The organism is Blastococcus sp. CT_GayMR19, from assembly GCF_004570385.1.
Taxonomy (GTDB): domain Bacteria; phylum Actinomycetota; class Actinomycetes; order Mycobacteriales; family Geodermatophilaceae; genus Blastococcus_B.
In genome coordinates this window covers 118,877-134,289 of the sequence record NZ_SPQL01000006.1, presented here as the reverse complement: position 1 = coordinate 134,289, position 15,413 = coordinate 118,877, and the positions used below count along the sequence as shown (strand labels likewise).

The 15,413-nt window shown below is 72.5% G+C and carries 12 protein-coding genes; 3 read left to right on the top strand and 9 right to left on the bottom strand.

Annotated features, from left to right (window positions below; translation table 11 throughout):
• Positions 1–3: 3 nt before the first annotated feature.
• From alaS to E4P39_RS10565, 4 genes are all read right to left on the bottom strand, one after another.
• The gene (gene alaS / locus E4P39_RS10580) at positions 4–2,691 is read right to left on the bottom strand and encodes an alanine--tRNA ligase (protein ID WP_135136478.1); all 2,688 of its coding nucleotides are present in this window, start codon (positions 2,689–2,691) and stop codon (positions 4–6) included.
• Between the two features lie 102 nt (positions 2,692–2,793).
• Positions 2,794–3,075: a hypothetical protein gene (locus tag E4P39_RS10575; protein WP_135136477.1), complete on the bottom strand. Its 282-nt coding sequence runs from the start codon at positions 3,073–3,075 to the stop codon at positions 2,794–2,796.
• Positions 3,075–3,500 carry a DUF948 domain-containing protein gene (locus tag E4P39_RS10570; protein WP_135136476.1) on the bottom strand — a complete coding sequence of 142 codons (426 nt, stop codon included), beginning with the start codon at positions 3,498–3,500 and terminating at the stop codon, positions 3,075–3,077. The genes E4P39_RS10575 and E4P39_RS10570 overlap by 1 nt, the downstream gene beginning before the upstream one ends.
• A 104-nt stretch (positions 3,501–3,604) precedes the next feature.
• Complete coding sequence (locus E4P39_RS10565) at positions 3,605–4,942, bottom strand: replication-associated recombination protein A (RefSeq protein WP_135136475.1); 1,338 nt, start codon at positions 4,940–4,942, stop codon at positions 3,605–3,607.
• Between the two features lie 35 nt (positions 4,943–4,977).
• On the opposite strand from E4P39_RS10565, the gene E4P39_RS10560 reads away from it, so the two are divergent.
• Both E4P39_RS10560 and E4P39_RS10555 read left to right on the top strand, forming a co-directional pair.
• Entirely contained in the window at positions 4,978–5,883 is a 906-nt protein-coding gene (locus E4P39_RS10560) for an aldo/keto reductase (protein WP_135136474.1), read from the top strand.
• 143 nt (positions 5,884–6,026) lie between these two features.
• Entirely contained in the window at positions 6,027–6,902 is an 876-nt protein-coding gene (locus tag E4P39_RS10555; protein WP_135136473.1) for a hypothetical protein, read from the top strand.
• A 79-nt stretch (positions 6,903–6,981) separates the two neighbouring features.
• Here E4P39_RS10555 and aspS read toward each other — a convergent pair whose 3' ends face one another.
• The 4 genes from aspS to E4P39_RS10535 all read right to left on the bottom strand — a co-directional run bounded on the left by aspS (position 6,982) and on the right by E4P39_RS10535 (position 11,889).
• A complete protein-coding gene (gene aspS / locus E4P39_RS10550) occupies positions 6,982–8,757 on the bottom strand; it encodes an aspartate--tRNA ligase (RefSeq protein ID WP_135136472.1) in 1,776 nt (591 codons plus the stop codon).
• 45 nt (positions 8,758–8,802) lie between these two features.
• Entirely contained in the window at positions 8,803–9,792 is a 990-nt protein-coding gene (locus tag E4P39_RS10545) for an aldo/keto reductase (RefSeq protein ID WP_245159760.1), read from the bottom strand.
• A gap of 154 nt (positions 9,793–9,946) precedes the next feature.
• On the bottom strand, positions 9,947–11,209 hold the full coding sequence (gene hisS / locus E4P39_RS10540; protein ID WP_135136471.1) for a histidine--tRNA ligase: 1,263 nt from the start codon (positions 11,207–11,209) through the stop codon (positions 9,947–9,949).
• On the bottom strand, positions 11,206–11,889 hold the full coding sequence (locus E4P39_RS10535; protein WP_135136470.1) for an MBL fold metallo-hydrolase: 684 nt from the start codon (positions 11,887–11,889) through the stop codon (positions 11,206–11,208). Before E4P39_RS10535 ends, hisS begins: the two co-directional genes overlap by 4 nt.
• 159 nt (positions 11,890–12,048) lie before the next feature.
• On the opposite strand from E4P39_RS10535, the gene E4P39_RS10530 reads away from it, so the two are divergent.
• Positions 12,049–12,831, top strand: coding sequence for a peptidylprolyl isomerase (locus E4P39_RS10530; RefSeq protein ID WP_135136469.1), 783 nt, complete (start codon positions 12,049–12,051; stop codon positions 12,829–12,831).
• Positions 12,832–12,889: 58 nt separating this feature from the next.
• Here E4P39_RS10530 and E4P39_RS10525 read toward each other — a convergent pair whose 3' ends face one another.
• Positions 12,890–15,370 (bottom strand): bifunctional (p)ppGpp synthetase/guanosine-3',5'-bis(diphosphate) 3'-pyrophosphohydrolase, encoded by a 2,481-nt coding sequence (locus E4P39_RS10525; protein ID WP_135136468.1) that lies wholly within the window; start codon positions 15,368–15,370, stop codon positions 12,890–12,892.
• Positions 15,371–15,413: the final 43 nt, after the last annotated feature.

The following is a 15,413-nucleotide window of genomic DNA, read 5'->3' as shown; positions in this document are numbered from 1 at the left end:
GGTCTACCTCCCAGTGGCGGTCGCAACCGCCTGCTCGCCGGCCTGCAACGCCGCGGGGATACCCGCGGGGTCGGTTCCGCCACCCTGGGCGACGTCGGCCTTGCCGCCACCCCGGCCCCCGACCGGCGGGGCAGCAGCCCGGAGCAGGTCGTTGGCCGACAGTCCGCGCGCGAGCGCGGCCGGGTTCAGTGCTGCCACCAGCGCCACCTTGCCACCGGACTCCGACGCCAGCAGGACCACGGTGGGCGCGGCGTCCGGCAGCCGGCCCCGGATGTCCAGGGCGAGCGTCCTCAGGTCGCCCCCGCCGAGGCCGGCGGGCGAGCCGGTGACCACGGTGACGCCGCCGACGTCGTGCGCCGAGGCGGCCAGCGAGCCCGCTGCCGCGAGGTTCTGCTGGCCGCGCAGCTCGGCCAGCTCCTTGTCCGCGTCGCGCAGCCGCGCCAGCATCCCGCTGACCCGCTCGACCAGCCCGTCCTGCGGCGCCTTCAGCAGGTCGGCGAGCTGGCGGACCAGGTCGCGCTCCCGGGCCAGGTAGCGGAAGCCCTCGAGCCCCACGACGGCCTCCACCCGGCGCGACCCCGAACCGACCGAGGACTCCCCTGTGAGCGCCAGCGTGCCGATCTGCGCGCTGCCCCGCACGTGGGTGCCACCACAGAGCTCCCGCGACCAGGGCCCGCCGATCTCGACGACGCGCACCTGCTCGCCGTAGGTCTCCCCGAAGAGCGCCAGCGCCCCGAAGGCCTGGGCCTCCGGCAGCGTCATGTAAGAGGCGGTGACCTTGTGGTCGGCACGGACCGCGGCGTTGGCGACGTCCTCGATGTCGCTGCGCTGCTGCTGGCTGAGCGCGCCCTGCCAGGCGAAGTCGAGCCGCAGGTAGCCCGGCCGGTTGTAGGAGCCCGACTGGAGCGCCTGCGGGCCGAGGACCTGGCGCAGCGCGGCGTGGACGACGTGCGTGCCGGAGTGCGCCTGGCAGGCCGACAGCCGCCACTCGTAGTCGACCTCGGCGGTGAGCTCGGCACCCTCGCGGAGCTCGCCCTCCAGGACGCGGACCTGGTGCGCGACCAGGCCCTTGACCGGCCGCTGGACGTCGAGGACCTCGGCGGTGCCTTCGTCCCAGGTGAGCACGCCCGCATCGGCGACCTGGCCGCCGGACTCCGCGTAGAACGGGGTGCGGTCCAGGACGACCCGGGTGATCTCGCCGGGGCCGGCGACGGTCGCGCCGTCGTCCTCCCCGGCGAGCTCGGAGACGACGGCGAGCACGCGGGAGTCGGTGCGCAGGGTGTCGTACGCCTGCCAGTCGGTGGGACCGTGCTCGGCGAGCAGCCGGCGGTAGGCCAGCACGTCGACCGCGCCGGTGCGCTTGGCGCGGGAGTCGGCGCGGGCGCGGTCGCGCTGCTGCTTCATCAGCGCGCGGAAGCCCTCCTCGTCGACGGTCACGCCCTGCTCGGCGGCCATCTCGAGGGTGACGTCGATCGGGAAGCCGAACGTGTCGTGCAGGCTGAACGCCTGCTCGCCGGAGAGCGCCGGCGTCCCAGCCTTCTTGGCCTGGTCGACGGCGGTGTCGAACAGCGTCGTCCCGGCCGAGAGCGTGCGCCGGAACGCCTCCTCCTCGGCGTAGGCGATCGAGGAGATCCGGGCGAAGTCGGTGGCGACCTCCGGATAGCTCGCCGACATCGCGTCCCGGGACACCGGCAGGAGCTCGGGCAGCGTGGCTTCGTCGATGCCGAGCAGCTTCATCGAGCGGACGGCGCGGCGGAGCAGCCGGCGCAGGATGTACCCGCGGCCCTCGTTGCCGGGCGTCACGCCGTCCCCGATGAGCATCAGCCCGCTGCGCACGTGGTCGGCGACGACGCGCAGGCGGACGTCGGCGGCGTGATCGCGGCCGTAGGTGACCCCGGCCAGCTCGGCGGCGCGGCGGAGCACCGGCGCGACCTCGTCGATCTCGTACATGTTGTCGACGCCCTGCATCAGGAAGGCCACCCGCTCCAGGCCCATGCCGGTGTCGATGTTCTTCTTCGGCAGCTCGCCGAGGATCGGGAAGTTCTTCCCCTCCCCCTCGCCCCGCTCGTACTGCATGAAGACGAGGTTCCAGATCTCCAGGAACCGGTCGCCCGCGAGGTCGACCTCCGGGCCGCCGTCGGGGCCGAACTCCGGACCGCGGTCATAGTGGATCTCCGAGCAGGGACCGGCCGGCCCGGGGGCGCCGGTGTGCCAGTAGTTGTCCTCCTTGCCCCGCCGCTGGATCCGCTCCTTGGGGACGCCGGCGACGCGGTGCCAGGCGTCGAAGGCCTCGTCGTCGTCCAGGTAGACCGTGGGCCAGATCCGGTCGGGGTCGAAGCCGAGCCCGCCGTCCTCGATCCGCCCGGTGACCAGCTCCCAGGCGTAGGAGATCGCGCCTTCCTTGAAGTAGTCGCCGAAGGAGAAGTTGCCGTTCATCTGGAAGAACGTGCCGTGCCGCGTGGTCTTGCCCACCTCCTCGATGTCGAGGGTGCGGACGCACTTCTGCACGCTGGTCGCCCGCTGGAAGGGCGCCGGCTCCCGGCCGGTGAGGTACGGGATGAACGGCACCATCCCGGCGACGGTGAACAGCAGCGTCGGGTCGGGAGAGATCAGCGAGGCGCTCGGGACGACGGTGTGCTCACGCTGGGCGAAGTGCTCGAGGAAGCGGCGGCGGATCTCGGCGGTCTGCATCAGGTCTACTCAGTTCTGCGGGGCCGGCGCCGGAGCGGGCTGCTCGGTGCCTCCGGCCGGAGGTAGGTGGTCGTCCACGTCGGGCGGCGTGCGGACCGGGCGTCAGGCGGAGTGCGCGCCGCGCCGTCCGGGCAGCTGGACCTGGTCACCGGTGGGCAACGGCGCGTCCAGCCCCGTGCCCGCCCGCAGCTCCGCCTCCCGGTCGGCGGCGGCGGCGCGGACGTCCGCGCCGAAGTCACCGATCGCGTCGGCGAGCTCGCGCAGGCCCTCGGCTATGGATGCGCCAATGCCCGCGGGCGTCATCTTCTCCGCGGCGCGGGAGAGCTTGCGGACGACGAGGGCACCGATCGTGATGCCCATGGCGAGCCAGAACAGGCGGCGCATCAGGAGCTCCTCCGCTCGGCCCGGCGGGCGCGACGGGCCTCCTTGTCCCGGGCCGCCGCGTCGGCGACGGCCTGACCCTCACGCTTCTTCTTCGCCGCGGTGCGCACGCCGTAGCTGAAGGCGGCGACCTTGATCAGCGGGCTGCCCAGCGTGGCGGCGACGACGCTGCTCAGGGCGGCGACGTTGCTCGAGACGTTGGCGGCGTTGCCGGTGATGTCGTCGACGCGCTCGAGGTTGCTGTTCACGTGCGCGACCGTCGTGCTGGCCTGACCGAGGATCGGCGCGCTCTGCTCGCGCACCTGTCGGACGGTCAGCGTCGTCTCGTCGAGCGTGCGCCCCAGCTTGAGCAGGGGGATGGCGAGGAACACCACCAGCAGCACGAAGGCCAGGGCGGCGATCAGTCCGGCCCACTCTCCTGGGGACACGCGGGGTCTCCTGTTCCTCGGTCGTTTCTGCCTCGGGCGGGCGTCGGCCCGGCGTGGTCACAGTAGTCGTGGGCCCCGAGAGGCGTCCGTCGGTGGACGGTTGGTCAGCGCGTGCGGCGGATGATCGCGCGGAGCTTGGCCAGGCGCTCCGCCAGCCGACCCTCGACGCCCCTGTTGGTCGGCCGGTAGTAGTCCTTCCCGACCAGCGCATCGGGCGGGTACTGCTGCGGGACGACGCCGTCGGGATGGGCGTGCGGGTAGTCGTAGGTCTTGCCGTGGCCGAGCTTCTTGGCCCCTGCGTAGTGCGCGTCCCGCAGCCCCGGCGGCACGGGTCCGGCGAGTCCGGCGTGCACGTCGGCCATCGACTCGCTCATGCCGACGGTGACGGCGTTGGACTTCGGGGCCGTCGCCAGGTGGACGACGGCCTGCGCCAGCGGGAAGTGCCCCTCCGGCATGCCGATGAAGGCGACCGCGTCGGCGGCGGCGACCGCGGTCAGCAACGCCGTCGGGTCGGCCATGCCGATGTCCTCGCTCGCGGAGATGACCAGTCGCCGCGCGATGAAGCGCGGGTCCTCACCGGCCGCCACCATCCTGGCCAGGTAGTGCAGGGCGGCGTCGACGTCGCTGCCCCGGATGCTCTTGATCAGCGCGCTCGTGACGTCGTAGTGCTGGTCGCCCTGCCGGTCGTAGCGGACGGCCGCCTGGGCGACGGCGGTCTCGAGGGTCGCCAGGTCGAGGACGTCGGTGCCGGCGGACGTTGCAGCCCCGGCGCCGGACTCCAGCGCGGTCAGGGCCTTCCGGGCGTCGCCACCGGCGATCCGGAGCAGGTGCTCCTCGGCCTCCCCAGTGAGGGTGACGGCGCCGTCGAGGCCGCGGTCGCTGGTGAGGGCGCGCTGCAGGACGGCGCGGATGTCGTCGTCGCTCAGCGGTTGCAGGGCCAGGACGAGGGAGCGGGACAGCAGCGGGCTGACGACGGAGAAGAACGGGTTCTCCGTGGTCGCGGCGATGAGGCTGACGATCCGGTCCTCGACCGCGCTGAGCAGGCTGTCCTGCTGCGTCTTGGAGAACCGGTGGACCTCGTCGATGAAGAGCACGGTCCGGCGGCCGGCGTAGGTGAGCTCGCGCTTGGCGGCGGTGATGACCGCGCGGACCTCCTTGACGCCCGAGTCGAGCGCCGACAGCTGCACGAACTGCCGCTTGGTGGCCAGCGAGATGACGTGGGCCAGCGTCGTCTTGCCGGTTCCCGGCGGGCCGTACAGCACCAGCGACATGGGCTCGTCGGACTCCACCAGCCGGCGGAGCGGGGCGCGCGGCCCGAGCAGGTGTTCCTGGCCGACGACCTCGTCGAGCGCTCGCGGCCGCATGCGGACGGCGAGCGGAGCCCCGGCGTCGACAGCGGCCTCGGCGGCGGCCTCCGCGGGGTCGTCGAACAGCGAACTCACGGTTCAGAAGCTACCCGCGGGGCACGACTGCTTCCGTGCAGCAGCGATCGATCGGCAACGACACCGTGGGCCGCCTGGCCGTGGGGGCCATCGGCCTCGGCGCGATGCCGCTCTCCACGAAACAGCCCCGGCCCTCGCCGTCGGACGCCGAGGCGACGGTGCATGCCGCGCTGGACGCCGGGGTGACCCTCATCGACACCGCGGACGCCTACTCCCGCGACGAGGCCGAGTTCGGGCACAACGAGGAGCTGGTGGCCAACGCGCTGCGCTCGTACGGGCGCGCGGACGTCCTCGTCGCGACCAAGGGCGGGCACACGCGGCGCGGCAGGGACTGGGATCTCGACGGGTCGCCGGCCTATCTGCGGCGGGCCTGCGAGGACTCGCTGCGGCGGCTGCACGTCGAGGCGATCGGGCTCTACCAGTTCCACCGGCCCGACCCCGCGACGCCGTGGGAGGAGTCGATGGGCGCCCTGCGCTCGCTGTTCGACGACGGCCTGGTGCGGATGGTCGGCATCTCGAACGCGGACATTCCCCAGATCGACGCCGCCCGGGCGATCTGCGGCGACGCCCTCGTGAGCGTGCAGAACCAGTTCTCGCCCGGCTGGCGGTCCTCGGCCGACGAGCTGGCGCACTGCGCCGCCACCGGGCTGGCGTGGTTGCCCTGGAGCCCGTTCGGCGGGGTGTCGGCGGCCGGCTCGCTGGACGCCGCCGCCCCGGCCTTCGCGGAGGTCGCCGACGAGCTCGACGTCTCGGTCTACCGGGTGACGCTGGCCTGGCACCTGGCGCAGGCCGACGTCGTTCTCCCCATCCCGGGCGCCTCCCGGCCCGAGTCGATCATCGACTCGGCGGCCGCTGCAGACCTGAAGCTCACCGACGACCAGCTCGCCAGGCTCAACGCCACCTGGCCCCCGCCCGCCCGCCCCGCCCACCCCCCGAGTTGATCATCGAGTTGTTGCCGCCGACTGCGGCGTGGCTACGCGTGTCAGCGGCAGCAACTCGATGATCGCCGTCCACAGCCTCGAGCGCTGTCCACAGCTGTCCCCTCTCCGGCCCGGCCGCGGCTCGGAGACCGCACGGTTCGGCGATGGAAGACGTCGAACTGGGCTCGGTCTACACATGGCGGGGAGCCCTCGACGGCGGCGCCCGGAGAAGGCAGATCGTCGCTGACGGCCTGCGCGTGAGCCGCGGCGTCTATCTCTCGTCGGTGGTGGAACCCACCCTCGCCGAGCGGTGCCGTGCGTGGTCCCGGGTCCTACCGGCCGGTGCCGCCTTCGGGCTGGAGACGGCGGCAGAGCTGTACGCGCTGCCGACCCGGTGCTCCCCCACCGTTCATGCGGTGGTGCCCGCACAGAAGGTGTTACCCCAGCGGCGCGGGCTGCAGATGCACGTCCGGCAGCTCGAGGACGAGGACGTCGTCGCATTCGAGGGGCTACGCGTCACGTCGGGCGAACAGACGTATCTCGACCTGGCAGGAAGGACCTCGGCTGCCGAGCTCGTGGTGATCGGAGACGCTCTCATCCGCCGCGGGCTGCTGACCGCCGAGGGGCTGGCGCGCCGGCTCGCCCGGGCCGATCGGGTACGGGGAGTCGTCCGCGCACGGGCATGCGCACAGATGATCTCGGCGCTCGCCATGTCCCGTCCCGAGAGCCTCATGCGCTACTGGCTCCTGATCAGCGACCTGCCGGACCCGGAGGCGCAGCTGCCCGTCCACGATCGATGGGGCCGCGAGGTGGCCCATGCTGATCTCGGCTATGCACGGTGGCGGGTCGCACTGGAGTACGAGGGTCGACACCACGCAGAGCGCGATCAGTTCGGCCGGGACATCGACCGCTACTCCTTGATGGCCGCCGACGGATGGCTGACGCTGCGCTTCGCGTCCCGCCACGTCAACGGCCCCACGGTTCTGCTGGATCGCACGCGTCGGGCGCTCGTCAGCCGCGGCTGGCATCCCGGAGCGTGATCACCGAGTTGTTGCCGCCGACACGCGCCGGCGCGCTCAACCGGGCGGCAACAACCCGATGATCAACTCGGAACCGGCGTCAGCTGGTCGGGTTGCTCGGCCCGGGCGCGCCTGGGTGGCCCGGCAGCGGCGGCTCCTCCGGCTTGGCGTCGATGCCGGCCTCGGTGCGCTGCGCGTCGGTGATCGGTGTCGGCGCGCCGGTCAGCGGGTCGAACCCGGCGCCGGTCTTCGGGAAGGCGATGACCTCGCGGATCGAGTCGACGCCGGTCAGCAGCGCCGAGAGCCGGTCCCAGCCGAGCGCGGCACCCGCGTGCGGCGGCGGTCCGTAGGCGAACGCCTCCAGGAAGAACCCGAACCGTTCGCGGGCCTCCTCGCGGGACATCCCGAGGGTCTCGAACACACGCTCCTGCAGCCCGGCGTCGTGGATACGCACCGAGCCGCTCATCACCTCGTTGCCGTTGATCACCATGTCGTAGGCGTCGGACAGCGCCTCGCCCTTGTTCTCGGCGAAGGACTCCCGGTAGTCCGGCGTGGGCGAGGTGAACGGGTGGTGCATGAACGTCCAGTCGCCGCTCTCGGTCTGCTCGAACATCGGGAAGTCGACGACGAACAGGAACGACCACGTGCCGGGCTCGATCAGCTCGAGGCGCTTGGCGATCTCGTTCCGGGCGGCGCCGAGCAGCTCCTGGGAGGACCGGCGCTGGCCTGCGGCGAAGAAGACGCAGTCGCCCGGCTTCGCGCCGACGGCCTCGACCAGGCCTCCGCGCTCGGCGTCGGAGATGTTCTTGGCGACCGGCCCGCCCAGCTCGCCGTCCTCGCTGATCGTGACGTACGCGAGGCCCTTGGCACCGCGGGACTTCGCCCAGTCCTGCCAGGCGTCGAACGCCCGTCGCGGCTGCGAGCCACCGCCGGGCATGACGACGGCCCCGACGTAGGGCGACTGGAAGACGCGGAACGGGGTGTCGGTGAAGTAGGAGGTGAGCTCGGTCAGCTCGATGCCGAAGCGCAGGTCGGGCTTGTCGGAGCCGAACCGGTCCATGGCCTCGCGGTAGGTCATCCGCGGGATCTCCGGCACGTCGTAGGACGCCAGCTCGCGCCACAGCGCCCGGACGACGTCCTCGGCGATCGCCAGGACGTCGTCCCGCTCGACGAAGCTCATCTCGAAGTCGAGCTGGGTGAACTCCGGCTGCCGGTCGGCGCGGAAGTCCTCGTCCCGGAAGCAGCGGGCGATCTGGTAGTACCGCTCCAGCCCGCCGATCATCAGCAGCTGCTTGAACAGCTGCGGCGACTGCGGCAGTGCGTACCACTTGCCGGGCTGCAGCCGGACCGGGACGACGAAGTCGCGGGCGCCCTCCGGGGTGGAACGGGTCAGCGACGGCGTCTCCACCTCGACGAACCCGTGCCCGGCCATCACCCCGCGGGCGATCCGGTTCACCTCCGAGCGCAGCCGCAGCGCCTTCGCCGGGCCCTGGCGGCGCAGGTCGAGGTAGCGGTAGGCGTAGCGGACGTCGTCCCCGGCCGCCTGGTCGGTCTCGATCGGGAACGGCAGCGGCGCAGACGCCGACAGCACCTGCAGCGACGTCGTCGCCACCTCGATCTCGCCGGTCGGGAGCTCGGGGTTCTCGTTGCCCTCCGGACGGCGGCGCACCTCACCGGTCACGAGGACGCAGTACTCGTTGCGGAGGTGGTGGGCCTCCTCCTCGCGGACGACGACCTGGACGTAGCCGGAGGCGTCCCGCACGTCGAGGAAGACGACGCCGCCGTGATCGCGGCGGCGGGCGACCCAGCCGGCGAGGGTGACGGTGGAACCGGCGTCGGACGCGCGGAGCGTGCCGGCGTCGTGGGTGCGAAGCACTGAGAAGGGCCTTTCAGAGGGCGGTGGGAAGGACCGGGTGGCCGGTTACCAGCGGTCGTGGACGTGGGCGCGGATGCGCTCGTCGTACACGCGCTCGAGGTCGCTGAGCTGGGACTGCGAGAGCGGGGCGAGGGTGGCGGCGGCGACGTTGCCGCGCACCTGGGAGACGTTGCGGGCGCCGGGGATGACGGTGGTGACGCCGGGCTGGTCGATCACCCAGCGCAGCGCGAACGCGGACGTCGGCACGTCGGGCCCGGCGATCGCGGCGACCTCCCGTGCGGCGTCCACCCCGACCTCGAAGGGCACGCCGGCGAAGGTCTCGCCGACGTCGAAGGCCTCGCCGTGCCGGTTGAAGTTCCGGTGGTCGTCGGCCGGGAACGTCGTCGACTCGTCGTACTTGCCGGTCAGGAGCCCGCTGGCCAGGGGCACCCGGGCGAGGATCCCGACGTCGGCCCTCCGCGCGGCCGGCAGCAGCTCCTCCAGCGGCTTGCGTCGGAAGATGTTGAGGATGACCTGCAGCGACTGGACGCCGGGGCGCTGGATCGCGCGCAGACCCTCCGCAACCGACTCGACCGAGACCCCGTAGGCGGCGATCGCCTCCTCGGCGACCAGGGCGTCCAGCGTGTCGTACACGCGGTCGTCCTCGTAGGTCGCGGGGGGCGGGCAGTGCAGCTGGACGAGGTCCAGGGTGTCGACGCCGAGGTTGCGGCGGGACCGGTCGACCCACGCCCGCAGGTTCTCCGGCGTGTACTGGGCCGCCTCGAAGGGATCGGCCCGGCGGCCGGCCTTGGTGGCGACGAAGGGACGGTCGGACCGGGCGGCCAGCGACTGACGGATCCGCACCTCCGACCGGCCGTCGCCGTAGACGTCGGCGGTGTCGAGCAGGGTGACCCCGGCGTCGAGGGCGGCGTCCAGGACCTCGGCGGCGGCGTCGTCGTCGACGTCCCCCCAGTCGCCGCCGAGCTGCCAGGTGCCCAGCCCGATGACCGACACGTCCGCGCCCGTTCGCCCCAAGGGCCGCTGCTCCATGCTCATCGTTCGACTCCGCGCTCGTTCCGCTCCTCGGTCGAGATCGTCAGTCGCCTCCGCGCTCGCTCCGCTCCTCGCTCACTGGCGCTCGCTGCGATGCTCACTCGCTGTCGGCTCCCGGCATCTCCCTGCGATGCTCGCTCGCGCGTCCTTCTCACGGTCACGCCCCCACCGTTCCACGCACCGTCTCGAACAGCTCCCCGACCGGGACCGGCCGCTGTTCGCCGGTGGACATGTCCTTGAGCTGGCCGACTCCCTCGGCGAGGTCGCGGTCGCCGATCACCACGACGTGCGAGGCACCCGAGCGGTCGGCGGCCTTCATGGCGCCCTTGAGGCCGCGGTCGCCGTAGACGGTGTCGGCGGCGACGCCGGCCTGCCGGAGCTCCCCCACCAGGCGGACGGCGACCCGCTTGGCCTCGGCCCCCAGCGGGACCACGAACGCCTGCACGCCCGCGGACGTGCCGATGTCCAGCCCCTCGGCCTGCACCGCCAGCAGCGTCCGGTCCACACCGACGGCGTAGCCGATGCCCGAGAGGTCCGGTCCGCCGAGCGCCGCGGACAGACCGTCGTAGCGGCCGCCGCCGCCGATGGCCGACTGCGACCCCAGTCCGTGGTGGACGAACTCGAACGTCGTCTTCGTGTAGTAGTCCAGTCCGCGGACCAGCTTCGGGGCCTCGGTCCAGGTCACCCCGAGGTCGGTGAGGTGCTGGCGGACGGCGTCGTAGTGGGCCCTGGTGGAGTCCGAGAGGTGGTCGACCATCAGCGGGGCGTCGTCCAGCTGCGCCTGCACCTCGGGCCGCTTGTCGTCCAGCACCCGCAGCGGGTTGATCTCCGCCCGCCGCCGGGTGTCCTCGTCGAGGTCCAGCTTCGCGAGGAACTCCACGAGCAGCTCGCGGTACTGCGGGCGGCAGGTGGCGTCGCCCAGGGAGGTGAGCAGCAGCTCGAAGTCGGTCAGCCCGAGGTCGCGGAAGCCCTGCACCCCCAGCGCCACCACCTCGGCGTCCAGCGCCGGATCGTCGACGCCGAGCGCCTCCATGTCGACCTGGGTGAAGTGCCGGTACCGGCCGGCCTGCGGGCGCTCGTACCGGAACGCCGAACCGACTGTCCACAGCTTCACCGGCAGCGCGCCGTCGTGCAGCCGGTGCTCGATGAACGCCCGCATCAGCCCGGCGGTGAGCTCGGGGCGCAGGGTCAGCGAGCGGCCGCCGCGGTCGTCGAACGTGTACATCTCCTTGGAGACGACGTCGGTCGACTCCCCCACCCCGCGCGAGAAGACGGCGGTCTCCTCGAACACCGGCGTCTCGACGTAGCCGTAGCCGGCCCGGCGCAGCGGCGCGGTCAGCGTGTCGCGGACGGCCAGGAAGCGCGCCGAGTCCGGCGGCAGCGTGTCGAACGTGCCCTTCGGGGCGCGCAGATCGCTCACAGCCCGCGCCCGCTCGGTGCCGAGGCGGCCTCGGCGAGATACGGGTTCGTCGCCCGCTCGCGGCCGATCGTGGTGGCCGGCCCGTGCCCGGGCAGTACGACCGTCTCGTCCTCCAGCGGCAGGACGACGTCGCGCAGCGAGCGGAGCATCGCCTCCCACGACCCACCGGGCAGGTCCACCCGGCCGACGGAGCCGGCGAACAGCACGTCGCCGGCGAGCAGTCCGGGAGCCTCCCCCAGGTCGACGGAGAACATCACCGACCCGCGGGTGTGGCCCGGGGCGTGTCGCACGGTCAGCTCCACCCCGGCCAGCGACAGGACGGCGCCGTCGTCGAGCCGCTTGACGTCCGACGGGTCGGGCAGCCGGACCCCGGTGATCAGCGGGGCCAAGGCGGGACCGTGCCAGCGGCCCGGGTCCGACAGCATGCCGAAGTCGTCGGGGTGCAGGTAGGCCGGGATGTCGTAGCCGTCGCAGACCGGGAGCACCGAGAACGTGTGGTCCAGGTGGCCGTGGGTCAGCACCACCGCGACGGGCTTGAGGCCGTCCGCCGCCAGCATCTCGGCCAGCGGAGCGACGGCGTCCATGCCGGGATCGACGACGACGCACTCCTGCCCCGCCCCCTGGGCGACGGCGTAGCAGTTCGTGCCGAACGCGCCGGCGGGAAAGGAGCGGATGAGCACCCGTGCAGGTTACGCGGGGCGCTCCGAGGGCCCCGGCGCTGCCGGGGAACGCACAGCACCGCCTCCTAGACTCGGACCTCGACCAGCGGACCGCGGCCGTTCCGGGACTTCTCCGGCGCCGCCCCGCCGAGCCCCCGCCTGTCCGAGGAGTTCCCGATCGTGCCCACAGACAAGCAGCGCCGTCAGGCCGCGCAGCGCCACCTGCAGAAGCAGCTGGAGCGCCGCGCCGAGCAGACGGCCCGTCGCCGCCGCAACCTCGCGATCGTGGCGACGGTGGTCTCCGTCCTCGTGGTGGTCGGGGCGGTGCTGCTGCTCACCGGCGTCTTCAGCGGCGACGACGACACCGAGAACGACACCACGGCCGCGGCCGAGACCGGTGCCTGCACCTACGTGGCCGACACCTCCGGAAACCCGGATCTGACCGAGGTCGACGTGCCGTCCGGTGACGTGCCGACCACCGGCACCCGGGCGGTGACCATGTCGACCAACTTCGGCGACATCGGCCTCACCCTCGACCAGGAGAACGCGCCGTGCGCCGCCGGGGCCATCGTCCACCTGGCCGAGCAGGGCTTCTTCGACAACACGAACTGCCACCGGGAGACCAACAGCCCCAACCTGCAGGTGCTGCAGTGCGGTGACCCGAGCGGCACCGGTCGCGGCGGGGCTGCCTTCGACTACCCGACCCAGGCGACCGGCGAGGAGACCTACCCGCGGGGCACCGTCGCCATGGCCAACTCCGGGCAGGGCAGCGACGGCAGCCAGTTCTTCCTGGTCTTCGGTGACAGCCTCGAGGGGAACCCGAACTACACCGTCGTCGGCACGATCGACGAGCCGGGCCTGGCGGTGCTCGACAGCATCGCCACGAACGGGATCGCCGACGGCGCTGCCGACGGGCCCCCGGCCGAGCCGGTGACGATCACCGCCATGACGGTCGCCGGGTGACCTGACGAGCGACGGACGGCCCGGTCCCCTCGGGGGGCGGGCCGTCCGGAATCGTTCGTCAAGCAGTGACGCGCTCGACGTCGAAGACGCCGTCGACGTTGCGCACCGTCTGCAGCACGGCGCCGAGATGGGCCGGATCGGCGAGCTCGAAGGTGAACCGGCTGACCGCCACCCGGTCGCGGCTGGTCTGCACGGACGCGGACAGGATGTTGACCCGCTCGTCGGCCAGCGCCTTGGTGACGTCGGACAGCAGGCGGTGGCGGTCCAGCGCCTCGACCTGGATGGCGACCAGGAAAACCGAGCCCGGGGCGCTGGCCCACTCGACCTCGACCAGCCGTTCGGGCTTGCGCTGCAGATCGGCGGCGTTGGTGCAGTCGGTCCGGTGCACGCTGACCCCACCGCCGCGCGTGACGAACCCGAGGATGGCGTCACCCGGGACGGGGGTGCAGCACTTGGCGAGCTTGGCCCACACGTCGGTCATCCCGTGGACGACGACGCCGGGGTCGCCGCCGGCGGCCCGCCGGGTGACCGTGTGCCGCGTCGGGATCGCCGTCTCGGCGATGTCCTCGGCCGCGCCCTCGGGCCCGCCGAGCGCCGTCATCAGCTTCTCGACGACGGAGGCGGCCGAGAGCTGGTGCTCCCCGACGGCCGCGTAGAGCGCGGTCACGTCGGCGAAGCGCAGGTCCTTGGCCAGCGTGCTCAGGGCCTCGCCCCCGAGGAGGCGCTGCAGCGGCAGGCCGGCCTTGCGCATCGCGCGGGTCAGCGCCTCCTTGCCGGCCTCGACGGCGTCCTCGCGGCGCTCCTTGGTGAACCACTGCCGGATCTTGGTGCGCGCCCGGGACGAGCCGACGAAGCTCAGCCAGTCCTGCGAGGGGCCGGAGGACGAGCGGGTGGTGAAGACCTCTACGACGTCACCGTTGGAGAGCTTGCTGTCCAGCGAGACCAGCGAGCCGTTGACCCGGGCGCCGGTGCAGTGGTGCCCGACCTCGGTGTGGACGGCGTAGGCGAAGTCGACCGGGGTGGACTCGCCCGGCAGGCTGATGACGTCGCCCTTGGGCGTGAAGACGAAGACCTCCTGCGGACCGAGGTCGTAGCGCAGCGTCTCCAGGAACTCCCCGGGCTCCTGCGCCTCGCGCTGCCAGTCCAGCAGCTGGCGCAGCCACAGCATGTCGTCGGGCGTGCCGGGCTTGGCCGGCGCACCGAACTCTCCGGCGCTGGGCTTGCCGCCGGCGCGCGCCTTCTCCTTGTACTTCCAGTGCGCCGCGATGCCGTAGTCGGCGGTGCGGTGCATGTCGTGCGTGCGGATCTGCAGCTCGACGGGCTTCCCGTGCGGGCCGATCACCGTCGTGTGCAGCGACTGGTACATGTTGAACTTCGGCATGGCCACGAAGTCCTTGAAGCGCCCGGGCACCGGCTGCCAGTGGGCGTGCATGATGCCCAGCGCCGCGTAGCAGTCGCGCACCGAGTCGACCAGGACGCGGATGCCGACGAGGTCCCAGATGTCGGTGAAGTCGCGGCCACGGACGATCATCTTCTGGTAGATCGAGTAGTAGTGCTTGGGGCGGCCGGTGACGACGGCCTCGATCTTGGCGGCCTTCAGCTGCTCGGTGACCGCGGAGGTCACCTCGGCCAGGTAGGTGTCCCTCGAGGGCGCCCGCTCGGCCACGAGGCGCACGATCTCGTCGTAGCGCTTCGGGTAGAGCGTGGCGAACGCGAGGTCCTCGAGCTCCCACTTGATCGTGTTCATGCCGAGGCGGTGGGCCAGCGGCGCGAGGATCTCCAGCGTCTCGCGCGCCTTGGTCTCCTGCTTCTCCGGCGGCAGGAACCGCAGGGTGCGCATGTTGTGCAGCCGGTCGGCCAGCTTGATGACCAGGACGCGCGGGTCGCGGGCCATCGCCACGATCATCTTGCGGATCGTCTCGGCCTGCGCCGCGTCGCCGAGCTTGACCCGGTCGATCTTGGTGACGCCGTCGACGAGGTGGGCGACCTCGGACCCGAACTCCGCGGTGATCGCCTCCAGCGTGGCGCCGGTGTCCTCCACCGTGTCGTGCAGGAGGGCGGCCACCAGCGTCGTGGTGTCCATGCCCAGGCCGGCGAGGATGGTGGCGACGGCGAGCGGGTGGGTGATGTACGGGTCACCGCTCTTGCGCTTCTGGCCGGCGTGGGCGGCCTCCGCGACGTCGTAGGCCCGCTGCAGCAGCGCGAGATCGGCCTTCGCGTGACTCTGCCGGTGGAGGGAGGCCAGCGGCTCCAGCACCGGCCGGACCAGCGGGCTCCGCTGCCCGGCGACGATCCGGCGAGCCAGCCGGTCCATCACACTGCGCCGCGGGGCGCCGGGCTCGGAGTCGGGCTCGGAGCCGACGTCGTCGGGACGGCGGACCGCGGGGCGGTCGGGCAGCGGGCGACGGTCCGGCGCGGTCTCCTGCGCGGTGTCCGGCGCGGTCTCCTGCGCGGTGTCCGTCGCCGCGGGCGGAACCGTCCCGGTGGCCGGCTCCCCGGGGCGCGCGGCGGCCGCATCGGCGGCTACGTCGGGGGCCACGGCGACTCCTGCGGGACGAAGAACGGCGGACCATCGCCATGTT

Coding starts and splice junctions, on each gene's coding strand:
- alaS (WP_135136478.1), bottom strand. CDS start 2,691: ATGCAGACCGCCGAGATCCGCCGCCGCTTCCTCGAGCACTTCGCCCAG.
- E4P39_RS10575 (WP_135136477.1), bottom strand. CDS start 3,075: ATGCGCCGCCTGTTCTGGCTCGCCATGGGCATCACGATCGGTGCCCTC.
- E4P39_RS10555 (WP_135136473.1), top strand. CDS start 6,027: ATGGAAGACGTCGAACTGGGCTCGGTCTACACATGGCGGGGAGCCCTC.
- E4P39_RS10545 (WP_245159760.1), bottom strand. CDS start 9,792: ATGAGCATGGAGCAGCGGCCCTTGGGGCGAACGGGCGCGGACGTGTCG.